Source organism: Streptomyces sp. IBSBF 3136 (genome assembly GCF_036815105.1).
Taxonomy (GTDB): domain Bacteria; phylum Actinomycetota; class Actinomycetes; order Streptomycetales; family Streptomycetaceae; genus Streptomyces.
In genome coordinates, this window is record NZ_JAJSZC010000025.1 from 17,355 (window position 1) to 38,047 (window position 20,693).

20 protein-coding genes are annotated in these 20,693 nt (G+C 73.1%); 7 read left to right on the forward strand and 13 right to left on the reverse strand.

Annotated features, from left to right (window positions below):
- Positions 1 to 4: 4 nt before the first annotated feature.
- Positions 5 to 1,243: a MurT ligase domain-containing protein gene (locus V7E45_RS08240; protein WP_133920894.1), complete on the reverse strand. Its 1,239-nt coding sequence runs from the start codon at positions 1,241 to 1,243 to the stop codon at positions 5 to 7.
- Positions 1,244 to 1,393: 150 nt separating this feature from the next.
- On the opposite strand from V7E45_RS08240, the gene def reads away from it, so the two are divergent.
- Positions 1,394 to 1,933, forward strand: a complete 540-nt coding sequence (gene def, locus V7E45_RS08245; RefSeq protein WP_333773430.1) for a peptide deformylase — start codon at positions 1,394 to 1,396, stop codon at positions 1,931 to 1,933.
- Positions 1,934 to 2,443: 510 nt separating this feature from the next.
- On the opposite strand, the gene V7E45_RS08250 is transcribed toward def, so the two are convergent.
- Positions 2,444 to 3,088: a TetR family transcriptional regulator gene (locus V7E45_RS08250; protein WP_333773431.1), complete on the reverse strand. Its 645-nt coding sequence runs from the start codon at positions 3,086 to 3,088 to the stop codon at positions 2,444 to 2,446.
- 183 nt (positions 3,089 to 3,271) lie between these two features.
- Between V7E45_RS08250 and V7E45_RS08255 the strand changes: the two genes are divergently transcribed.
- Positions 3,272 to 4,498: an acyl-CoA dehydrogenase family protein gene (locus tag V7E45_RS08255; RefSeq protein WP_333773432.1), complete on the forward strand. Its 1,227-nt coding sequence runs from the start codon at positions 3,272 to 3,274 to the stop codon at positions 4,496 to 4,498.
- Between the two features lie 97 nt (positions 4,499 to 4,595).
- On the opposite strand, the gene V7E45_RS08260 is transcribed toward V7E45_RS08255, so the two are convergent.
- The 7 genes from V7E45_RS08260 to V7E45_RS08290 form a co-directional block, all read right to left on the reverse strand.
- Positions 4,596 to 5,093, reverse strand: coding sequence for a cupin domain-containing protein (locus V7E45_RS08260; RefSeq protein WP_333773457.1), 498 nt, complete (start codon positions 5,091 to 5,093; stop codon positions 4,596 to 4,598).
- Positions 5,094 to 5,211: 118 nt separating this feature from the next.
- On the reverse strand, positions 5,212 to 6,438 hold the full coding sequence (locus tag V7E45_RS08265) for a cytochrome P450 (RefSeq protein ID WP_333773433.1): 1,227 nt from the start codon (positions 6,436 to 6,438) through the stop codon (positions 5,212 to 5,214).
- Positions 6,435 to 7,499 (reverse strand): type III polyketide synthase, encoded by a 1,065-nt coding sequence (locus tag V7E45_RS08270; protein ID WP_043474887.1) that lies wholly within the window; start codon positions 7,497 to 7,499, stop codon positions 6,435 to 6,437. The genes V7E45_RS08265 and V7E45_RS08270 overlap by 4 nt, the downstream gene beginning before the upstream one ends.
- A gap of 283 nt (positions 7,500 to 7,782) precedes the next feature.
- Complete coding sequence (locus V7E45_RS08275) at positions 7,783 to 8,013, reverse strand: DUF6213 family protein (RefSeq protein WP_043477773.1); 231 nt, start codon at positions 8,011 to 8,013, stop codon at positions 7,783 to 7,785.
- Positions 8,014 to 8,038: 25 nt separating this feature from the next.
- Complete coding sequence (locus tag V7E45_RS08280; RefSeq protein WP_333773434.1) at positions 8,039 to 9,424, reverse strand: NADP-dependent succinic semialdehyde dehydrogenase; 1,386 nt, start codon at positions 9,422 to 9,424, stop codon at positions 8,039 to 8,041.
- Positions 9,425 to 9,499: 75 nt separating this feature from the next.
- Complete coding sequence (locus tag V7E45_RS08285; protein ID WP_333773435.1) at positions 9,500 to 9,973, reverse strand: NUDIX domain-containing protein; 474 nt, start codon at positions 9,971 to 9,973, stop codon at positions 9,500 to 9,502.
- Positions 9,970 to 11,508, reverse strand: a complete 1,539-nt coding sequence (locus V7E45_RS08290) for an ATP-dependent DNA ligase (RefSeq protein WP_333773436.1) — start codon at positions 11,506 to 11,508, stop codon at positions 9,970 to 9,972. The genes V7E45_RS08285 and V7E45_RS08290 overlap by 4 nt, the downstream gene beginning before the upstream one ends.
- 250 nt (positions 11,509 to 11,758) lie before the next feature.
- Here V7E45_RS08290 and V7E45_RS08295 point away from each other — a divergent pair, with 250 nt between their 5' ends.
- The 4 genes from V7E45_RS08295 (at position 11,759) to V7E45_RS08310 (ending at position 15,313) form a co-directional block, all read left to right on the forward strand.
- Positions 11,759 to 12,730: an NADPH:quinone oxidoreductase family protein gene (locus tag V7E45_RS08295; protein ID WP_333773437.1), complete on the forward strand. Its 972-nt coding sequence runs from the start codon at positions 11,759 to 11,761 to the stop codon at positions 12,728 to 12,730.
- A complete protein-coding gene (locus V7E45_RS08300) occupies positions 12,727 to 13,908 on the forward strand; it encodes an acyl-CoA dehydrogenase family protein (protein ID WP_333773438.1) in 1,182 nt (393 codons plus the stop codon). The genes V7E45_RS08295 and V7E45_RS08300 overlap by 4 nt, the downstream gene beginning before the upstream one ends.
- A complete protein-coding gene (locus V7E45_RS08305; RefSeq protein ID WP_333773439.1) occupies positions 13,905 to 14,987 on the forward strand; it encodes an acyl-CoA dehydrogenase family protein in 1,083 nt (360 codons plus the stop codon). The genes V7E45_RS08300 and V7E45_RS08305 overlap by 4 nt, the downstream gene beginning before the upstream one ends.
- A gap of 131 nt (positions 14,988 to 15,118) precedes the next feature.
- Positions 15,119 to 15,313, forward strand: coding sequence for a hypothetical protein (locus V7E45_RS08310; RefSeq protein ID WP_020938562.1), 195 nt, complete (start codon positions 15,119 to 15,121; stop codon positions 15,311 to 15,313).
- 42 nt (positions 15,314 to 15,355) lie between these two features.
- Here V7E45_RS08310 and V7E45_RS08315 read toward each other — a convergent pair whose 3' ends face one another.
- The 3 genes from V7E45_RS08315 to V7E45_RS08325 form a co-directional block, all read right to left on the reverse strand.
- A complete protein-coding gene (locus tag V7E45_RS08315; protein ID WP_333773440.1) occupies positions 15,356 to 16,591 on the reverse strand; it encodes a phosphodiester glycosidase family protein in 1,236 nt (411 codons plus the stop codon).
- 75 nt (positions 16,592 to 16,666) lie between these two features.
- On the reverse strand, positions 16,667 to 17,026 hold the full coding sequence (locus V7E45_RS08320; RefSeq protein WP_333773441.1) for a DUF779 domain-containing protein: 360 nt from the start codon (positions 17,024 to 17,026) through the stop codon (positions 16,667 to 16,669).
- Positions 17,027 to 17,102: 76 nt separating this feature from the next.
- On the reverse strand, positions 17,103 to 17,468 hold the full coding sequence (locus V7E45_RS08325; RefSeq protein WP_333773442.1) for a VOC family protein: 366 nt from the start codon (positions 17,466 to 17,468) through the stop codon (positions 17,103 to 17,105).
- Positions 17,469 to 17,611: 143 nt separating this feature from the next.
- On the opposite strand from V7E45_RS08325, the gene V7E45_RS08330 reads away from it, so the two are divergent.
- The gene (locus V7E45_RS08330; RefSeq protein ID WP_333773443.1) at positions 17,612 to 18,358 is read left to right on the forward strand and encodes a DUF3592 domain-containing protein; all 747 of its coding nucleotides are present in this window, start codon (positions 17,612 to 17,614) and stop codon (positions 18,356 to 18,358) included.
- A gap of 406 nt (positions 18,359 to 18,764) precedes the next feature.
- On the opposite strand, the gene V7E45_RS08335 is transcribed toward V7E45_RS08330, so the two are convergent.
- Complete coding sequence (locus V7E45_RS08335) at positions 18,765 to 20,693, reverse strand: N-acetylmuramoyl-L-alanine amidase (protein WP_333773444.1); 1,929 nt, start codon at positions 20,691 to 20,693, stop codon at positions 18,765 to 18,767.

A 20,693-nucleotide genomic window follows, 5' to 3' on the forward strand; every position in this document is an offset into this window, starting at 1 on the left:
CCGATCAGTTGCCGACGCGGCGGCGCAGGTCCTGGAACGCGGTGTAGTTCGCGATGACCTCGATGCGCCCCGGCGGGGCCTGCTGCACGGCCTGGTCGAGGTTCTCGCAGACCTGGAAGTGCTGGTTGGCGACCTCCAGACGGACGGCGAGGTCCAGCTTGCGGTCACCGATGACGAAGATCGGGTGACCGGTCAGCCGGGTGTAGTCGACGTCCCACAGCCAGGAGGTGTCCGTGCCGTCGGCGCCGCGCGCGTTCACCGAGAGGATCACCGGGGTCGGCGGCGGGTCGATCAGGGAGAACGTCTCCAGCCAGCCGGCCGGGTTCTTCGCGAGCAGCAGCCTGAGGTCGCGGTTCTGGAACTGGACCACGTCGTAGCGTCCGGCCACCGCCTGCACCTGGTACATCCGCTCCAGCGCGACCTGCGGCGGTACGCCGAAGACGGCGGCGACGGCCGCGGAGCTGGCCGCGTTCGCCTTGTTGGCGCGGCCCGGCAGCTGGAGGTGGATCGGCCAGGCCGACCCGTGCGGGTCCAGCACGTGGTCGCCGGAGAGCGCCCAGGTCGGCGTCGGCCGGCGGAAGCCGCACTCGCCGCAGAACCAGTCGTCGCCGGGGCGCTGCATCACGCCACCGCACGACGGGCAGGACCAGGCGTCGTCCTTCCACATCTGCCCGGCCGCGACCCAGACCACGTTCGGGGAGGAGGAGGCGGCCCACACCACCAGCGGGTCGTCGCAGTTGGCGACGACCACGGCCTTGGAGCCTGCCAGGCCCTCACGCCAGTTCTCGGCGAGCATGCGGGTCTCCGCGGCCCGGTCGAGCTGGTCGCGGGAGAGGTTCAGCAGGGCGATGCACTTCGGGCTGGTGTCCCGGGCCACCCCGGCCAGGTACTTCTCGTCGACCTCGATGACCCCGAACTTCGACTCCGTGCCGCCCGCCAGTGCCGAGGTGATGCCGGCCGGCATGTTGGCGCCGAGCGCGTTCGACACGACCGGGCCCGCGGCGCGCAGCGCCTCGGCGATGAGCCGGGTGGTGGTGGTCTTGCCGTTGGTGGCGGACACCAGGACGACGTCCAGGTTCTGAGCGAGCCGTCCGAGGAGGTCGGGGTCGAGTTTCAGCGCGACCCGGCCGCCGATCACCGAACCGCTGCCGCGTCCCGCGGCGCGCGATGCCGCAGCGACCGCCTTGCCCGCGGTCACGGCCAGCTTGGCCCGCGGCGAGAGCGGGTCCGAGTTGCCTGCCATCAGTTCTCGATCCTCCTTGCGTACGCGCCGCGCCAGGGGGCATCCGGCAGCGTGGTGTGGACCTCAGCCTATCGAGATCCATTCGCACACCCGAATCCCGGCCCGTACCGTGCGGCCTGCATGAGCTGAACGAACCGTACCCTTGCCGCCATGCGACACGGCTCGATCCCGGGCGCCCACGGGCGCGTCCGGCCGCTTTCCCTGCTCCCGGACCCCGTTCTGCGCGCGTCCTGCGAGGACGTCACCGACTTCGGCCCCGAACTGGCGGCCCTCGTGGAGGACTTGTTCGCGACCATGTACGCGGCCCAGGGGGTGGGGCTGGCCGCCAACCAGATCGGTGTCCCGCAACGGGTGTTCGTCTACGACTGCCCGGACGACGACGATGTGCGACATCTCGGACATGTGGTGAACGCGCGGCTGGTGGAGAAGGACGGCGTGGTGGTCCGGGGGCCGGAGGGCTGCCTCTCGCTGCCGGGTCTGGAGGCGGGCACGGAGCGGTACGACCACGCGGTGGTCGAGGGCTTCACGGTGACGGGGGAGCCGGTCACCGTGCACGGCACCGGGTTCTTCGCCCGGTGCCTCCAGCACGAGTACGACCACCTGGAGGGCACGGTGTACGCCGACCGCCTGACGGGCTGGCGCCGCGGCAGGCTGCTGCGGCAGGCGGCCCGCGCTCCGTGGCACCGCTGAGCGGGGTGCCGGGCGGCGGGGTGCCGGGCTCCGGCGAGCCCGTGCGGCCGGCACGCACCGGCCCGCGCCCACCCCGCGCCGCCAGGGCTTCCGGCCCACGGTCGTCCTGCGCGGGCGGTCCCGGGCTTCGGTCGTGCCGCGCGGGCCTGAGTCCCGGTCCTGAGCCGTCCCGTGCGGGCCTGGGTCTCGGACCTGACTCGTCCCGCGCCGGTATCGATCCGGCCTTCGGCCGTGGTGCGCCGGCCGGGGCCCGGCCTCGGCCGTCCCGCGCGGGCGTGGTCTCGGCCTGAATCCCGGATCCCGGGCTTCGGTCGTGCCGCGCGGGCCTTGGTCCTGGCTCGGGGTCCGTCCGGCGCCGGTATCGATCCGGCCCTCGGGCTCCCGTGCGGGCCTGCGTCCTCCGGCCCTCGGGCGTGGTGCGTGGGCCTGGACGGCGGTCCTGAGTCGTCGCGCGGCGGCCTGAATTGCGGCCTTCGGCCCGCCCGCGCCGGCCTGGGGCCCCCGTGGCCGTCAGAAGCCGGGGCCGCCGACCTTGTCGCCCGCGGCCGCGAGGCGTCCCCACAGCAGGTCGGCGAGGGAGCGCACGAGTTCGGCCCGGGAGCAGGGCCGCTCGCCCAGCCACCAGTCACCGGCCGCGTGCATCATCCCGACGATCCCGTGCCCCCACACCCGGGCGAGCTGCTGGCTGCCGGGGCCGAGGTCGAGCCGCTCCTCGATGACCTGGGCCAGCTCCTCGCCCATCCGCCGCAGCAGCGGGGCCGAGTGCTTGCCCACGTCGAAGCCCGTGTCGCCGCCGGTGCTGCCCTCGGCGGGGTGCATCAGGAACCGGTACACCTGGGGCCTGGCCTCGATCGCCGCGAGGTAGGTGTCGAGCGTGGCCTCGACCCGCTCGCGCCGGTCGGCGGGGGCGTCGAGGGCCGCCCGCAGCGAGGCGAGGAGCGCGTCGGTGTGCCGGGTGGCGAGCGCGGCGTAGAGGCCGCCCTTGTCGCCGAAGTGGCGGTAGAGGATCGGCTTGGTGATGCCCGCCTCGGCGGCGATCGCGTTCATCGAGGCCTGCGGGCCGTCGCGCAGCACCACCCGGTCGGCGGCCTCCAGCAGTTCGCGCCGTCGGCGGTCGGCTGATCGCTGCTGATCGGTCCGCTGTGTGGTGTCCATGTGCTCTCCCCACCCGTGCTGATTCGGTGACGCCTGCGCAAACTAACACTGTCGGTGTGCCTGACATCGAACGGGATGCCGAGGCGTCATCGGGAGTTGACTTTCACTACCGGTCGGTAACACACTCGCGTTACCGCTAGTAACATCACTGGCAACAGTGCACGCACCGCCGCTGGAGGGGACATGGCCGAGTTCACCATGGAGCTCAACGACGAACAGAAGGAGGTCCGGGACTGGCTGCACGGCTTCGCCGCCGACGTGATCCGCCCCGCGGCCGCCGAATGGGACGAGCGTGAGGAGACTCCCTGGCCGGTCATCCAGGAGGCCGCGAAGGTCGGCATCTACTCCCTCGACTTCTACGCGCAGCAGTACTTCGACCCCACCGGCCTCGGCATCCCGACGGCCATGGAGGAGCTGTTCTGGGGCGACGCGGGCATCGCCCTCTCCATTGTGGGCACGGGGCTGGCCGCCGTGGGCGTTCTCGCCAACGGGACCGAGGAGCAGATCGGCACCTGGATCCCCCAGATGTACGGCGACGCGAACGACGTCAAGGTGGCCGCGTTCTGCTCCTCCGAGCCCGACGCCGGCTCCGACGTCGCCTCCCTGCGCACGCGCGCCGTGTACGACGAGGCCAAGGACGAGTGGGTGATCAACGGCACGAAGACCTGGGCGACCAACGGCGGCATCGCCAACGTCCATGTCGTCGTGGCCTGCGTCGACCCGGAGCTGGGCTCCAAGGGCCACGCATCCTTCATCGTCCCGCCGGGCACCCCGGGCCTCGCCCAGGGCCAGAAGTTCAAGAAGCACGGCATCCGCGCCTCGCACACCGCCGAGGTCATCCTGGACAACGTCCGGGTCCCCGGCTCCTGCCTGCTCGGCGGCAAGGAGAAGCTGGACGAGCGCCTCGCCCGCGCCCGCGAGAAGGCCAGGGCGGGCGGCGAGCGGGTGAAGAACGCGGCGATGGCCACGTTCGAGGCGTCCCGGCCCGCCGTGGGCGCGATGGCCGTCGGCACCGCCCGGGCCGCCTACGAGGTCGCCCTCGACTACGCGAAGACCCGGGAGCAGTTCGGGCGCCCGATCATCGACAACCAGGGTGTCGCCTTCCAGCTCGCGGACATGCGGACCCGGATCGACGCGGCCCGGTTGCTGGTGTGGCGTGCCTCCTGGATGGCGGTCAACGGCAAGCCGTTCACGGCGGCCGAGGGCTCCATGTCCAAGCTGTTCGCCAGTGAGACCGCCAAGAAGGTCACCGCGCAGGCCATCCAGATCCTGGGCGGCAACGGCTACACCCGGGAGTACCCGGTGGAGCGGATGCACCGGGACAGCGCGATCTACACCATCTTCGAGGGGACCAGCGAGATCCAGCGGCTGGTCATCGCGCGGACCCTGGCGGGCATGCCGATCCGCTAGCGCCGGCGGCGCCGACGGGGCGCGGGAGCGCGGTCGGCCGTCCGTCGTGACGTGCCGCGCGGCTCCCCGCGCCCCTTGCGGCCGACGTGCCGCGTGCTCACCGGTGCCTGAGGGGGGTGAGCTGCTGGATGTCGTACTTCGCCCGCAACTCTTCGATGGCGGCCTGGTCCGGAGGACCGCCGTTGCCCAGGATCTCCAGCAGTTCCTCGAAGTAGCGCTCGTGGTCCGGCGGGGGAGACGCCTGGAAGAACATCTTCGCGGGCGTGTCCGTCGGGTTGGCGAACGCGTGCGGACACCCGGGGGGTACGACGATCACCGTGCCCGGCGTCGCCCGGACCACCCGGCTGCCCGAGACGGACTCCCAGCGCTGCCAGTGGTCGGGGGTGCGGATGCGCGGCTCGAAGGCGAGCACGTCCAGTTCGCCCTCCAGGACGTAGAACAACTCCTCGCTGCGGGTGTGCACATGGGCGCCGACGTCGAAGCCCGGCGGGACCTCCACCTCGAAGGTGGAGGCCATCCGCGAGTGCGTCCCGGTGACCTTGAACGTCACGCGCTGGGCGGGCGTCTCGACGACGCGGCCGTGCCCCGGCGGCACCAGCAGCCCCTCGGGCGGTGCCGCCTCCTGCGCCGGCGCCTCCGCCTGCGCCGGTGTCACTCCCCGGGCCGCGGGCCCTTCCGGTACCGCCAGCCCCTCGGTCGTCGTCATCGGTCGCTCACCACGTCACGGGCAGGGCCTCGGGGCCACGGATCAACGCGCCCTTCCTGAAGGGCACCTGCTCCGGCGGCACGGCCAGCTTCATGCCGGGCACCCGGTCCAGCAGGGCGTCCACCAGCAGCTCGGACTCCAGCCGGGCCAGCATCCCGCCGGGGCAGTAGTGCGGGCCGAAGCCGAACGCCACGTGCGGATTCGGGCTGCGGGAGAAGTCGATCTCCTGCGGATCGGGGAAGACCTCCGGGTCGCGGTTGGCGGCCAGGTACGACACGTACACCGCGTCACCGGCCCGGATCCGCACGCCCCTGACCTCCACGTCCTCCAGGGCGATCCGGGACAGGCCGACGGCGTTGCGGTGCGGGATCCAGCGCAGCAGCTCGTCGATCGCCCGCGGCCGGATCCCGGGGTCGAAGCGCAACCGCTCCGCCAGCTCGGGGCGGCTCAGCAGCAGATGGAACATCTGGCCGCTGTTGTTGGTGACCGCCTCGCCGCCGATCTGCAGCAGCACCGCCAGACCGACGGCCTCCTCCAGGGTGATCTCGGCCCGGCCCACGGCGGCGCCCAGCAGCGAGGCGACGTCCTCGCCCGTGCTGCCCTCACGCAGCCCGACCAGGTCGGAGAAGTACGCGCTCATCTCGCGCTTGGCCTTCTCGCTGACGTCCTTGCCGTGCGAGGAGGACAGGATCAGCTGGGTCCAGGTGTGCATGGAGTGCCGGTCGGCGGCCGGGACCCCCATCAGCTCGCAGATCACCGCGATGGGGAACGGTCCGAGCACCGTCGCCGTCAGGTCGGCGGGCGGGCCGTCCTGGAGCAGCTCGTCGACCAGCTCGTCCAGCATCACGCGCGCCTTGTCGCGGATCCGCTCCACACCCTTGGAGGTGAAGGCGGCGGCGACCGCCCGGCGCAGCCTGGTGTGGTCGGGCGGGTCCAGGAAGCCGACCGCGCCCCGGTCCGGTATGAAGTGCGGGGCGAGCCGGGTGACCTGCCGGCCCATCACCGCCTCGCGGCTGAAGCGGGGGTCGTTGGTCACCATGCGCACGTCGTCGTACCGGGTGACCAGCCACGCCCAGCCCTCGCCGTTGGGCAGCTGGACGCGGGTGAGGGGACCCTCGCTCATCAGCTCGGTGAGCACCGGGTCGAAGTCCGAGCCGGCCAGGTCGACGGCCGGCCAGTGCCGCACCGGGGGCAGTGCCTCGCCGGCCGTCTCGGTCAGGGTCTCTTCGCTCATCGCGTCATCTCACCGTCCCGGACCCAGCGGCCCACGGTCATCTCGGCGGTGATGCCCGGGCCGAACCCGGCGAGCAGGCCGCGCGCCCGGTGCTCGGCACCGCCCTCGTCGAACAGGCGGCGCAGCGCGTCCAGTACGACGGCGCTCGCGATGTTGCCGTACTCGGTGAGCGTGGACCGGCTGAACCGGAACGCGTGCGGGTCGACCTGGAGGAACTTGCTGAGGTCGTCGAGTATTCGGGGACCGCCCGCGTGGATGATGTAGAAGTCCAGGTCGGAGGCGTCCCAGCCGTGGTTGCCCGCGAGTTCCTGGAGCGCCGGGGCGAGCGGCTCCATCGTGGTCGGCACCCGCTTGTCCAGCAGGAAGTGGAAGCCGGTCGCCCGGACGTCGTAGGCGATCCAGTCCTCGGTCTTGGGGATCAGGTACGACCCGTTGCGCTCCAGCTGCACGCCGGTGCCGCCCCGGCCGCGCACCACGGCGGCCGCGATGCCGTCGCCGAACAGGCCGTTGGACAGCAGCGAGCCGACCCCCAGGTCGGTGGGCTGGTAGCACAGCGAGCAGAACTCGCAGGCCACGATGAGCGCGTTGCCCTCGGGGTAGGCCGAACAGAAGTCGTGGGCCCGGTTGATGGCCGCGCCGCCGGCCGCGCAGCCCAGCTGGGCTATGGGGAGCTGGCGGGTGGTGCTCGAGAAGTCCATCTCGTTGATCAGCCACGCGGTCAGCGAGGGCATCATGAAGCCCGTGCACGACACGTAGATGATGACGTCGATGTCCGTGGTCAGGAGCTCCGCCTCGTCGAGCGCCTGCTGGATCACCGCGGGGACCCGGGCCTTCGCCTCGGCCTCGTAGAGCTTGTTGCGGTCCTCGAACCCGGGGTGCTTCAGGGTCTCCTCGATGGGCTGCACGATGTGCCGGGTGCGGACTCCCGTGTTCTCGATCAGCCGGAGGGCCAGGGGGAGCTGGGGGTGGTCCGCGTGGTGCTCACGCGCCAGGTCCAGCGTCTCCTCCATCGTGATCACGTGTTCGGGTACGGACACCGAGGGTCTGCACAAAGTAGCCATGAGCCGTCCCTGCTTTCGCCGTCCGGCAGACCTGCGCCCGCCGGTCAGAAGGTGGTCCACCCGGAGGTGGTCCACCCGGAGGTGGTCCACCCAGGTTCACCCGAGGGGCTGACGATCTCTCGTCGGATTACTCCGAACCGGGGACAACGGACTGTGACCGGTCCCGGCCCCGGGACGGCTCGGGGAGGGCACGGAAAGAGGGCCGCGACAGCTGCCGCGGCCCTCAACTTCTCTCTGTGCAGCAGGTGTTGGGGTGTGAGAGGCGCCGGGTCGGCGGGAGCCGCTACGGCGCCCCGCTGCTGTGTGCGATGCAGGCCACGTCGATACGGTCCGCCAGCTTCGCCAGCTCGATGGTCAACGCGGCCACGGTGTCCTCGTCGAGCTGCTCCCCGGCCTCGACGAGATGCAGCCACCGCCCGCCCACGGTCCGCAACAACTTACTCACGTCGGCCGCCGCCACCTGCAAGGTACCGCGGTCGTCGACGATCAGAGGCAGAGTCACTTCGCGGTTCACAATCGGGATGGTAGCCGCGCGGCGCTCACGCACCCTGCCAAACCGTGGTGATGTTGCAGAACTCCCGGATTCCGTGCCCGGACAGCTCACGCCCGTACCCGGACCGCTTCACGCCACCGAACGGGAACGCCGGGTGCGAGGCGGTCATCCCGTTGACGTACACCGCGCCGGCCTCCAGGTCCAGGGCGAACCGCTCCACCTCGTTCTCGTCCCGGGTCCACACGTTCGAGCTCAGTCCGAACGGGGAATCGTTCGCGATCAGGAGCGCCTCCTCCAGGTCGGCGGCCCGGTACAGCGTGGCGACCGGCCCGAACGCCTCCTCGCGGTGGATGCGCATCTCCCGGGTGATGCCGGCCAGCACGGTCGGCGGGTAGTACCAGCCCGGCCCGTCCGGCCGCTCCCCGCCGCACAGCACCCGGGCCCCGCTGCGCTTCGCGTCGTCGACCAGTTCCTCCAGGTCGGCGCGTCCCCGCTCGCTGGAGAGCGGCCCGACCTCGGTGTCCTCCTCCAGCGGGTCGCCGATCCTGAGCGCCTCCATGCCCGCGACGAACTTCTCGGCGAAGGCGTCGTAGACGTCGGTGTGCACGATGAACCGCTTGGCCGCGATGCAGGACTGCCCGTTGTTCTGCACCCGCGCGGTCACGGCGACCTGCGCCGCCCGGTCGAGGTCGGCCGAGGGCATGACGACGTACGGGTCGCTGCCGCCCAGTTCCAGCACCGTCTTCTTGATCATCTCGCCGGCGGTGGAGGCGACCGCGCGGCCGGCCGGCTCGCTGCCCGTGAGCGTCGCGGCCTTCACCCGCTCGTCGCGCAGGACGTCGTCCACCGCCCCCGAGCCGATCAGCAGGGTCTGGAAACAGCCCTCAGGGAAGCCCGCCCGGTGGAAGAGGTCCTCCAGGTACAGGGCGGTCTGGGGGACGTTCGAGGCGTGCTTGAGCAGGCCCACGTTGCCCGCCATCAGCGCGGGCGCGGCGAACCTGACCACCTGCCACAGCGGGAAGTTCCACGGCATGACGGCGAGGACCGGGCCCAGCGGCCGGTAGGTCACCCGCACCCGGGAGGCGCCGGAGTCGCTCACGTCCACCGCGGGCGGCTCCTCGTCGGCCAGCAGCCCCTCGGCGCGCTCGGCGTACCAGCGCATCGCCTTGGCGCACTTCGCGGCCTCCGCGCGGGCCTGCGTGACCGGCTTGCCCATCTCGGTGGTCATCACCCTGCCGATCTCCCGCTGGTCCTCGTCCAGCAGGTCGGCGGCCTTGTTCAGCATTCGGGCGCGTTCGGCGAAGGAGGTCGTCCGGTACGTGCGGAACGTCGCCTCGGCGAGCTGGAGCCGGCGTTCCAGCTCCTCCTCACCCATGGGCTCGTACGTCTTGAGCGTCTCGCCGCTGGCCGGGTTCACCGTGGCGATGGGCATGGCTGGCCTCCCTGGGAACGGGCTTGCTTCGACCTTCGCGCGCGACCGCGCCCGTCGCAACGCGTAGGCCCCTGTTCAGGCCGAGTGCTCCGCCAGCCGGTCCAGAAACGCGGCCTGGGCCGTGATGATCACGGCACGGGCCCGGTCGAGTCCGAACCAGGCCACCCGGTCCAGCTCCGGGAACTCCCGCATCCGGCCGGACCTGGGCGGCCACTCCATGGTGAAGGTCCCCGGCACGATCGCCGCCGGGTCCAGGTCCGCCTCGACCGCCCACGCCGTGACGATCTTGCCGTTGGCCTGCGCGACCTCGCCGAGCGCCAGGGCCGCCCCGTCCGGCGGCGCGAGACCCAGCTCCTCGCGGAACTCGCGCCGGGCCGCCTCCCAGGCGGGCTCGTCCGGTTCGTACTCGCCCTTGGGCACGGTCCACGCGCCCGCGTCCTTCTTCGCGAAGAACGGTCCGCCCATGTGGCCGAGCAGCACCTCGAGGCCGTCGCCGGTGTGCCGGAACAACAGCAGTCCCGCACTGCGCCTGGTCGCACGCACCGTCACGGTCCGACCTCCGGGTGAGCCGCCAGCAGGGCCTCCACGGTATCGGCGTCCTCGGGCCGCTTGTCCTCGCGGTAGCGGATCACGCGCGCGAACCGCAGGGTGACGCCGGCCGGGTAGCGGGAGGAGCGCTGGAGACCGTCGTAGGCGATCTCCACGACGAGCTCGGGGCGCACCGTGACCCCCCAGCCGTGCTCCTCGACGGCCAGTTCCGCGAGCTTCCCGGTCTGCCAGGCGAGCATCGCGTCGGTCATGCCCTTGAAGGTCTTGCCGAGCATCGCGAAGCCGCCGTCCGGGGTGCGGGCGCCGAGATGGAGGTTGGAGAGCCGGCCGGTCCGGCGGCCGTGTCCCCACTCGGCGGCCAGCACCACCAGGTCCAGCGTGTGCACGGGCTTGACCTTCAGCCACGACGCGCCGCGCCGGCCCGCGCTGTAGGGGGCGTCCAGCGCCTTGACGACCACGCCCTCGTGACCCCGGGCCAGCGTTTCGGCGAGGAAGCGCTCCGCCTCGGGGATGTGCTCGGGACCGGAGGCGACCGCGCGGCGCACCCGCATCGGCGTGGGCACCAGATCGCTCAGCATCGCGTGCCGCTCGGCGAAGGGCAGGTCGAGCAGGTCCACGCCGTCCACCGACAGCAGGTCGAAGAAGACGGGCGAGACGGGCACCTCTTCGGCCGCCCGCGCCACGTCCACCCTGGAGCCGACCCGCCCCGCGGTCTCCTGGAAGGAGCGCGGCCGGCCCTCCGCGTCGAAGGAGAGCACCTCGCCGTCGAGGATGAACCGCTCGCTCGCCAGGGTCAGAGCAGCGCGGGTCACCTCGGGCAGCCGGTCGGTGATGTCGTCCAGGGTGCGGGTGTGCACCCGTACCGCGCTGCCCTCCCGGTGCACCTGCACCCGGATGCCGTCCAGCTTCTCCTCCACCGCGCACGCGCCGAGCTTCTCCACCGCCTCGGCGACCGAGGAGGCGCTGTGGGCCAGCATCGGCAGCACCGGGCGGCCGACGGTGAGCCGGAACCGGTCCAGGGCCCCGGGCCCGTCGGCCAGCAGGGCCTGCGCCACCGTCTGCAGCGACCCGGCGAGCATCACCGCCCGCCGCACGTCCGCCGGGCCGGCGCCGGTCGCCCGGGCCAGGCCCTCCACCGCGACCGCGTCGAGGGCACCCTGCCGGACCTCGCCGGTCAGCAGGCCGAGCAGGAAGCGCTGCTCGCCCTCGGTGGCCGCGCCCATCAGCTCGCCGACCATCCGGGCCCGCTCCGCCTGGGAGCCGGGACCGGACACCTTGCCCAGCTCGCTGAGCCGGGCGTCGACCTCCCGCACGGTGAGCGAGGGCTCGGCGGCGGGCGGCACCGGGCGGCCCAGCACCTTCCAGCCGACGCCGAGCCGTCCCTGCGGGAGCCGTCCGGCCAGGTAGGGGATGACGATGGGCACGTCGTCCGCCTCCGCGTCCCGGAACAGCTCCGCGAGCAGGGCGGTCTTGCGGGACCTGGCCGCCGTGGCGGCGACCTCCCGGGAAACCTCCGCGAGCCGGGTCAGCAGCATGCAGTCAATGTGACCCGGCGGCGCGCGCTCTACACCCGCCGACGGGGGAGGGCCCGGCGGGTCCCGTGGGCCGGGCTAGTCCGGTGGAGTCGCGCGCCCTGTCCGGACCGCGGGGCCGGGCGCGGGGCGAGAGGATGCGGGTAAGGCGGCGGTCGGCGCGCGAGTGACGCGATCGACTGTTCCCGGATCGGCAAGCGACCGCTTAGTATGCGGTGGACCCGGTCAGACGAGCAGTCCCGTGGAGGCCCCCATGCAGGCATGGCAAGTGCACGAGAACGGCGAGCCGGGCGAGGTGATGCGCCTGGCGGAGGTGGAGCGGCCGACGCCCGGCGAGGGCCGGGTGCTGCTGCGCGTGCGGGCCGCCAACATCAACTTCCCCGACGCCCTGCTCTGCCGCGGCCAGTACCAGGTACGGCCCCCGCTGCCCTTCACGCCCGGCGTGGAGATCTGCGGCGAGACGGAGGACGGCCGCCGCGTGCTCGCCAACCCCGCCCTGCCGCACGGCGGCTTCGCCGAGTACGCCCTCGCCGACGCCCGCGCCCTGCTGCCCGCGCCCGACTCGCTGGACGACGCCGAGGCCGCCGCGCTGCACATCGGCTACCAGACGGGCTGGTTCGGCCTGCACCGCAGGGCCCGCCTCGAAGCCGGGGAGACCCTGCTCGTGCACGCCGCCGCCGGCGGTGTCGGCAGCGCGGCCGTGCAGCTCGGCAAGGCCGCAGGCGCCACCGTGATCGGCGTGGTCGGCGGCGCGCACAAGGCCGCCGTCGCCCGCGAGCTCGGCTGTGACGTGGTCGTCGACCGCCACGCCGAGGACGTGATCGCGGCCGTGAAGGAGGCCACCGGCGGCCGGGGCGCCGACGTGATCTACGACCCGGTCGGCGGCGAGGCCTACACCCAGTCCGCCAAGCTCGTCGCCTTCGAGGGGCGGATCGTCGTCGTCGGCTTCGCCAGCGGCACCATCCCCAGCCCGGCCCTCAACCACGCGCTGGTGAAGAACTACTCGATCCTCGGCCTGCACTGGGGCCTGTACGCCACCAAGAACCCGAAGCTCATCCTGCGCTGCCACGAGGAGCTGACCGCACTGGCCGCGAGGGGTGCGATCAAGCCACTGGTGAGCGAGCGGGTGCCGCTCGACGGAGCCGCCGCGGCCGTGCAGCGCGTCGCCGACGGTGTGACCACCGGCCGGGTGGCCGTGGTCATGGACAAGGGAGCCGCCGTATGACCGACGCGAACGACCTCAGGCGCCGCACCGCCGAACTGCTGGCCGCCCACCCGCCCGCCGAAACCGACCGCCTGGAGTTCCTCCGGGCCCGCTTCGACGCCGGTCTGGCCTGGGTGCACTACCCGGAGGGCCTCGGCGGACTCGGCGCCCCGCGCTCCCTCCAGGTCGTGGTCGACACCGAACTGGAGGCCGCCGGCGCCCCGGACAACGACCCCCGGCGCATCGGCATCGGCCTCGGCATGGCCGCGCCGACCATCCTGCGCTACGGCACCGAGGAGCAGAAGCGGCGCTTCCTGCGGCCCCTGTGGACCGGCGAGGAGGTCTGGTGCCAGCTGTTCAGCGAGCCCGGCGCCGGCTCCGACCTGGCCGCGCTCGGCACCCGGGCCGTACGGGAGGGCGACGACTGGGTGGTCAACGGGCAGAAGGTGTGGACCTCCAGCGCCCACGTCGCCCGCTGGGCCATCCTCATCGCCCGCACCGACCCGGACGTACCCAAGCACGCGGGCATCACCTACTTCCTGTGCGACATGACCGACCCCGGTGTCGAGGTGCGGCCGCTGCGCCAGATCACCGGCGAGGCCGAGTTCAACGAGGTCTTCCTGACCGATGTCCGCATCCCCGACACCCGCCGCCTCGGCGGGACCGGCGACGGCTGGCGGGTCGCCCAGACCACCCTGAACAACGAGCGCGTCGCCATCGGAGGCATGAGGCTGCCCCGCGAGGGCGGCATGATCGGCCCCGTCTCCGCGACCTGGCGCGAACGCCCGGAGCTGCGCACCCACGACCTGCACCAGCGGCTGCTTACCCTCTGGGTCGAGGCCGAGGTGGCCCGGCTCACCGGTGAACGCCTGCGCCAGCAGCTCGTCGCGGGCCAGCCCGGCCCCGAGGGCGCGGGCATGAAGCTCGCCTTCGCCCGGCTCAACCAGGCGATCAGCGGCCTGGAGGTCGAACTCCGCGGCGAGGAGGGGCTGTCGTACGACGACTGGACCATGCGCCGCCCCGAACTGGTCGACTTCACCGGCCGCGACGCCGGCTACCGCTACCTGCGCTCCAAGGGCAACAGCATCGAGGGCGGGACCAGCGAGGTCCTGCTGAACATCGTCGCCGAGCGGGTTCTCGGCCTGCCCGCCGAACCGCGCACCGACAAGGACGTCGCATGGAAGGACCTGGCCCGATGAGCGAACAGCGGGATCTCCTCTACACGGAGGAGGAGGAGGCGCTGCGCGCGGCCGTCCGTGACCTGCTCACGGACCACTGCGCCCCGGCCGACGTGATCAACCGCACCGAGTCGGACGCGCCGCACGATCTCGCCCTGTGGAAGTCGCTCGCCGAGGGCATGGGCCTGGCCGGGCTGCTGGTGCCCGAGGCCCACGGCGGCCAGGGCGCCACGCACCGGGAGGCGGCCGTCGTCCTGGAGGAGCTGGGCCGGGCGGTCGCCCCCGTGCCCTACCTGACCAGCGCGGTCGTGGCCACCGAGGCCCTGCTGGCCGGTGGGGACGAGGAACTGCTCGGCCGGCTGGCCTCCGGGCGGACCATCGGCGTCCTCGCCGTCGGCCTGCACCGCGCCCCGGGCGCCGCGTTCCCCGCCGTACGGCTGGAGAACGGCACCCTGCACGGTGAGCTGACCGGCATCGCCGACGCGGCCGCCGCCGACGTGCTGCTCGTCCCCGCCGACGACGGCGGTCTGTACGCCGTCCCGGCCGACGCGGTGACCGTCACCCCGCAGATCTCCCTCGACCTGACCCGCCCGCTCGCCACCGTCACCCTCGACGGGGCGGCCGGCCGCCGGATCGGCGACGCGGAACCCGCGGTGCGACGGGCCCTGCGGGCCGCCGCGGGCCTGCTCACCTCCGAGCAACTCGGCGTCGCCGACTGGGCGCTGACCGAGACCGTCCGCTACCTGAAGGACCGCAGGCAGTTCAACCGGCAGGTCGGCGGCTTCCAGGCGCTCAAGCACCGGCTCGCCCAGCTCTGGCTCGAGGTGGTCAACCTGCGGGCCGCCGCCCGCGCCGCCGCCGACGCGCTGGCCTCCGGCCGCGACACCGACGTCTCGGTCGCCGTCGCACAGGCGTACGCGGCGCCCGTCGCCGTCCACGCCGCCGAGGAGGCGCTGCAGTTGCACGCCGGAATCGGCATGACCTGGGAGCACCCGATCCACCTGTACCTCAAGCGGGCCAAGGCGGACTCCCTCGCCTACGGCACCGCGGGGGCCCACCGCTCGGCCCTGGCCGCACTGGTCGACCTCCAGGCGCCCTGACCCGAGCGCCCGCGAAGCACATTCACGCAAGACCACACGATCGGAGGACATGTCAGCCGCCCGGACGAACCCCCCGCTACGCCACACTTGCGGCCGAACGCCGCTCATGGGGCGTGGCGGAGGAGGTTCCAATGGCCATTTCCATCTCTGTGGTGCTGCTGCTCCTGATCCTGGCGGTGGTGTTCATCCGCAACGGCGCGCTGAAGATCTCGCACGCCCTGGTCTGCATGCTGCTCGGCTTCTACCTGGCCAGCACCAGCATGGCGCCCACCATCCACAGCGGGCTGACCGCGACCGCCGACCTGGTGAGCAGCCTGCGGCCCTGACCGGGCACCGGGTCGGAGCCGTCCGGGGCCGCGGTGGCCCGGTCAGGACGAGAAGACGCCGATACCGTTCGCCACGGGGCGCTCGGTGCCGCCGCTCGGGTGGTTGCGGACCTTCACCGCGCGCGCTCCCGCGGCGCGGGTGACCATCTCGGAGGAGCCGCCGCCGTCGAGGTTGAACGCGTCGGTGGCCCCCAGGTCGTCCATGGCGGCCGCCTCCTCGGCGACCGTCATGCCGGACCGGTAGGCGGCGGCCCCGTCCAGCGCGAGCAGCAGCATCCGCCGGCCGCCGTCCGCGAAGCCGACGACGGTGCGCACGGCCGAGGTGGAGTCGTCCAGCCCGGACAGCGGCCTGCCGTCGCGCAGCACCGGGTAGCCGCCGATCGCGAACGTGTAGGGGACCTTGGCCCTGGCCGCCACCAGGGCGTGGGTGACGGTCACCCGGTCGCCGGGCGACAGCTCGCGCAGCCGGCGCGCGCCCTCCTCGCGACCCACCAGGACCGTGGTGCCCGCGGCGATCCGCCCGCTGCCCGGGGTGGCGGCGGTGGAGGTCACCCGGCCGCCGCGCACCCTCACCTCGTAGGTGTCCGCGCTGCACCCGGCCGCCCGGTTCGTGTCCGTGCCGCAGGTGGCGCGCACCCGGGAGGCGCTGCCCCAGCGTGCGGTGAAGGCGCCGACCGAGTTCTGCGGCAGCGCGTACTGGTTGAGGCCCTTGAGCGGGAACCGCTCCCGCGGTGTGGTCACGGTGCCGGTGAGGGTGAGGCGGTCCAGGTGGGCGCGCCGGTCGGTGCCCACCCCGAGGACGTCCCGGGTGCCGGTGCCGGGCGGCAGCGCGGGCCCGAACCGCTGGCCCGTCGGGACCGCCGCCTTGAGCACCTTCCCCGCCGCGACCGCCGGTCCGACGCTCGCCCCCGTCGCCTCGACGCCCGGGTGCTGGGTCTCACTGATGTTGAAGAAGTCGCCGTTGACCCCGCCGACGGCGCCGGCCGCGTCCGCCATCCCGGAGACGGTCGCCCGGGCCGCCACCGTCCCCGGGTACAGGAGGTCGAGGTGGACGTGGCGGTTCGTCAGGTCGACGGTCAGCAGATGGGCGCGGGTCCTGCCCGCCGCCGCGCGGATGTCGAACTGCCGGTACGTGACCCCCGGTGCGATGCGTCCGCCCGGTGTGGCGGCGCCGGCCGGTGCGGCGCCCGCGAGGGACGCACCGGCCAGTACCCCGAAGGCCGTGAGAGTGGAGAGAACCGACCTGCCTGCTGCCGTCTGCCGCCGATCGCGCGCCACTGCGCCCCCTGATGTCTCGTCAACTGTCCCAGGACTCAGGGGAAGTGCAGCAGACGGTGGTGGCGCGGAGGGCGGCTAGGCGTCGACTACGCGAGAACGGGTGAGAAAACGCACCCCCTCGGGTGCTTCCAGCGAGAAACCGCTACCCCGTCCGGGTACCACGTCCACGATCAGCCGGGTGTGGCTCCAGAGCTCGTACTGACTGCGCGACATCCAGAAGGTCACGGGCTCCTCGACACCGTCCACGGCCAGCTCCGCCAGCAGCACGTCCGAGTCGCCGGTGCGGAACTCGCCGTCGGGGTAGCACATCGGCGCGCTGCCGTCGCAGCAGCCGCCGGACTGGTGGAACATCAGCGGGCCGTGCTCCGCGCGCAGCCGGCGCAGCAGTTCGGCGGCCTGCGGGGTCAGTTCGACGCGGGGGAGTACCTCTTCCATGGTCACCGTCCTGGGAGCCGGGGCGTCGGGCGCGATCCAGTCTCACGGCTCGTCAGGGCGCCGTCCAGCGGGCGTCCTACGGCGCGGCCGGAGGGGAGTGGTGGCTGAGGACGTTGACGACCGTGCCGTTCGGGTCGCGTACGAAGTACCGCCGTACCCCCCACTCCTCGTCGGTGAGCGGGTACACGATCTCCGCGCCCCGTTCCCGCATCGCCGCGTACACCGCGTCGACGTCCGCCACCTCGACGCTCAGGCCGGGGACGACGGGCGCGGTGCGGTCCTCGCTCATGAGGCTGAGCTGGACGGTGGGGTTCCGGGCGGAGGCCAGCGTCATGATCCAGCCATGGTTCATGACCTCCTCGAACCCCAGCACCCCGTAGAAGTCGGTGCTCTCCTCCGGTGCGTTCGACCGGATGTTGGGCACGACACGGCGTACGTACATCTCACGGCTCCGTTGGTCGGTCGGACGGTCGGGCGGCGATGGGACGGTGCGGGCAGCGTATCCGGAGCAGGCTGTCGCCCGTCGGCGCTACAACCGGTGCGGCGGTCGAGGAGTCTCATCCCGTGACGGGGTGGGGAGGCGCCATGGACGAGCGCGGAACTGTGCGGGGCCGGGGCCGGGACGAGCCCGGGTCTTCCTTCGGGTGGAGTGTGCCGGCGGTCGTCGTCGCCGTCCTGGTGTGGCCGGCGTTCGGACCGTTCGGGTCCCTGTGGCTCTATGCCCTCGGCTGGACGGTGGCACTGGCCGCCGGGGACGGTCTCCTGTGGCTGCTACGCCGTCAGGGCCGGGCCGTTCCACCGCCGGGACGGCTCGTCGCCCGGCTGCTGCGGCTCGGACCGGAGTCCTGGCTGGTGGCGCCCGGCTGGGCCAGGGTCCGGCTGGCCGCCGGGGGCTTCGTGGTGTTCGCCGTCCTGGCCGGATACATGGGCCGGCAGGCGGGTCTGGAATACCAGGCGGTGGCCGACCTCCGGGACCACGGCCGCAGGACCGACGCGACCGTGGTCGAGGTGACCGACCGGTCGGAGGAAGGCCGGGCGCTGTCCGTGGCCGTCCGCTTCGACACGCCGTCCGGCCCCGTGCGGGCGGAGGTCGACATCCCGTCCGGCTCGGCGGACGACGCGCGGCCGGGGGCGGACGTACGCGTGGCGTACGATCCGGCGCGTCCCAGCGAGGTCCGTCAGGTCGCGTTCCTCGACGGCCGCGAGGCCGACGGCATCCGGACGGGTGCGATCGTGGTGGGGCTGCTCGCGGCGGGCTTCCTGGTGGGGGCCACCAGGGAGGTGCTCCGTGCCAAAGGGCCGACGGAACCGGGCGGGGCGGCCGTGTCATGATCCTCGGACGCGAGGGACCGACGAGTCGGCGCGGGTGGACGATCCGGCCGGGCCCCATGTGCGGGAACCGCTCGACGGCAGCCCGGGGCGGCGAGGAGTGCGCCGGGCGCGCCTTCCGCTGCCGTGACCTGTGGGCGGCCGGGGCGCGGGTGGTGCTCGGCTCCGACCGGCCCAGCACGCCGTACCCGCCGCCGCAGGTCGTGGCCGGCGCCCGGCACCGCCGCCCTCTCGCTGCCCCCGCACGGGCCCGGCCAGGCCCTCACCCCGCCGCAGGCGCTGCGGGGCATCGCCGGTCACCATGGAGCTCCCGACGACGAGCCGGCCGGGCTGCCGGTCGTGCTCACCGTGGTGGGGGGCCGCCCGACCCACCGGGCCGCCGGCCTCAGAGAGCCGGGCCCCCGCCGGGTCAGTGACGGTCGGTCGCGGCCGGGTGCCCGGGCTGCCCCGCGGCGGCCGGCGGGTCCACCACGTCCACGTCGCCCGCCCGGACGTAGGCCAGCCGGTGGTCGAACTGGATCTCGTAGTACGCCTCCTGGCCCTTCACCACCGGGGCCGGGGAGTCACCGAAGGACGACCGGTCGATGTAGGAGCCGAGGACGCGGGACTGGGTCACGTACCGCTGGCCGGCGCGCAGGGAGTAGGGGAGCGGCGCCTCGGGCTGCTCGTCCACCCCCTCCGGGTAGGCGTCCTTCTCGGGGAGGGCGCGGCCGAACACGGAGATCTCCTTCACGCCCTCCTTCGGGGTCACCACCCGGCCGCGCGCGCCCACCGCGGTCGGCCGCGACTTCGGGTTCCTGAACCACGCCTTGTGGCCCTGGAACCAGATGGCCGTCCAGTCGCCGCGGCGGCCGGCGACCGCGAAGGTCTGGCCCGCCGAGACCCGCGAGCCGAGGTCGTTGACGTCCTCCGTGGAGTCCTCGCCGTCCGGGCGCCGGCCCGGGTCCTGGATGAGCGGGGCGTCGTCGGCCGGCTCACTGCGCAGCCGTACGGCGCTGGAGCCGTGCGGCGCGCAGGGCACCCCGCCCTTGGCGCACCCGGTGAAGCGCGGCTTGTGCTTGGCGTAGTCCGGCAGGATCATCACGACGTCGCTGTCGGGCCCGGCGGTGGCCCGCAGCGGCGCGCCGAGCAGGTCGAAGTAGTGCCGCCAGTCCCAGAAGGGGCCCGGGTCGTCGTGCATGTCCGGGATGCTGTCCTCGGTCGGGGCCGGCACGTTGTCGTGCCCGAAGATGTGCTGCCGGTCCAACGGGACCTGGTACTTCTTCGCCAGGTACCGCACCAGGCGGGCCGACGACCGGTACATCTGCTCCGTGTACCAGGCGTCCGGGTGCCGCAGGAAGCCCTCGTGCTCCACGCCGATCGAGCGGGCGTTGACGAACTGGCTCCCGGAGTGCCAGGCCGCGTCCTTGGTCTTGATGTGCTGGGTGACGTGACCGTCGCTGGAGCGGATGGAGTAGTGCCAGGACGCCTCCTCGGGGTCCTGGATGGTCAGGAGCATCGACGCCAGGGGCGCCTCGGTGTCGTGGATGACGATGTAGTCGATCCGCTGGTCCTTGGGCCGGTCGGCCAGGTCGTGGTTGCCGTACGCGTCGTCGTCGATCCGGACGTAGGGCGCGCCGAGCCAGGAGCAGGACAGCTCGGGCGGGCACTCGACGTTCTTCGGCCGGGCGCCGCCCTGCGTGGTGGGCGCGTGCGGGCGGACTCCGGGGCTCGCGGTGAGGGTGACGTGCTGTCCCGCGTCGGTGGTGCGCTGCGCGCCCCGGCGGATCACGTCGAAGACGTCGTTCGCGTAGATCGAGGCGGAGACCTTGTCGCTGGTGCCGGGGAAGCGGGCCACGGCCTCCCACCAGTCCGCCGGGTTGGCGCTGAGCGGCTTGCCCAGCTGGCGCTGGGTCGCCGCCAGGAGGGCCGCGCCGCCCCGCACGTTGGCGGCGTCGTCGGTCCGCAGCTGCGCGGCCGGCAGGCCGGTCAGGATCGCGGCCCGTTGCAGGTCCGCCGACTGCGCCGCGGGCTTGTCGGGGGTGCCGGTGTCGTGCTTGGCGGGCGGCCCGGCCGCCGCGGCGCTCGGCCGTGCGGGGTCGTGCGGGGCTTCGGGCGCCGGGGCCTTGCGGGTGTCCACCAGGTGCATCGGCCCGTAGCCGCCGACGACACTCGGGGCGCCGGGGTGGGAGTCCCACCGCGACTGGAGGTAGGACACGCCCATCAAGACGTTGCGGGGCACGTGGTACTCGTCCGCCGCGGCGGTGTAGTCGTCCTGGAGCCGTTGGTCGGGCGGCGAGCCCGCGTCGGCCGAACGGTCGATCAGCAACGGCACCAGCAGTGCAGCCGACGCGGTCAC

Coding starts and splice junctions, on each gene's coding strand:
- V7E45_RS08240 (WP_133920894.1), bottom strand. CDS start 1,243: ATGGCAGGCAACTCGGACCCGCTCTCGCCGCGGGCCAAGCTGGCCGTG.
- def (WP_333773430.1), top strand. CDS start 1,394: ATGCGACACGGCTCGATCCCGGGCGCCCACGGGCGCGTCCGGCCGCTT.
- V7E45_RS08250 (WP_333773431.1), bottom strand. CDS start 3,088: ATGGACACCACACAGCGGACCGATCAGCAGCGATCAGCCGACCGCCGA.
- V7E45_RS08255 (WP_333773432.1), top strand. CDS start 3,272: ATGGCCGAGTTCACCATGGAGCTCAACGACGAACAGAAGGAGGTCCGG.
- V7E45_RS08265 (WP_333773433.1), bottom strand. CDS start 6,438: ATGAGCGAAGAGACCCTGACCGAGACGGCCGGCGAGGCACTGCCCCCG.
- V7E45_RS08270 (WP_043474887.1), bottom strand. CDS start 7,499: ATGGCTACTTTGTGCAGACCCTCGGTGTCCGTACCCGAACACGTGATC.
- V7E45_RS08280 (WP_333773434.1), bottom strand. CDS start 9,424: ATGCCCATCGCCACGGTGAACCCGGCCAGCGGCGAGACGCTCAAGACG.
- V7E45_RS08290 (WP_333773436.1), bottom strand. CDS start 11,508: ATGCTGCTGACCCGGCTCGCGGAGGTTTCCCGGGAGGTCGCCGCCACG.
- V7E45_RS08295 (WP_333773437.1), top strand. CDS start 11,759: ATGCAGGCATGGCAAGTGCACGAGAACGGCGAGCCGGGCGAGGTGATG.
- V7E45_RS08300 (WP_333773438.1), top strand. CDS start 12,727: ATGACCGACGCGAACGACCTCAGGCGCCGCACCGCCGAACTGCTGGCC.
- V7E45_RS08305 (WP_333773439.1), top strand. CDS start 13,905: ATGAGCGAACAGCGGGATCTCCTCTACACGGAGGAGGAGGAGGCGCTG.
- V7E45_RS08310 (WP_020938562.1), top strand. CDS start 15,119: ATGGCCATTTCCATCTCTGTGGTGCTGCTGCTCCTGATCCTGGCGGTG.
- V7E45_RS08320 (WP_333773441.1), bottom strand. CDS start 17,026: ATGGAAGAGGTACTCCCCCGCGTCGAACTGACCCCGCAGGCCGCCGAA.
- V7E45_RS08325 (WP_333773442.1), bottom strand. CDS start 17,468: ATGTACGTACGCCGTGTCGTGCCCAACATCCGGTCGAACGCACCGGAG.
- V7E45_RS08330 (WP_333773443.1), top strand. CDS start 17,612: ATGGACGAGCGCGGAACTGTGCGGGGCCGGGGCCGGGACGAGCCCGGG.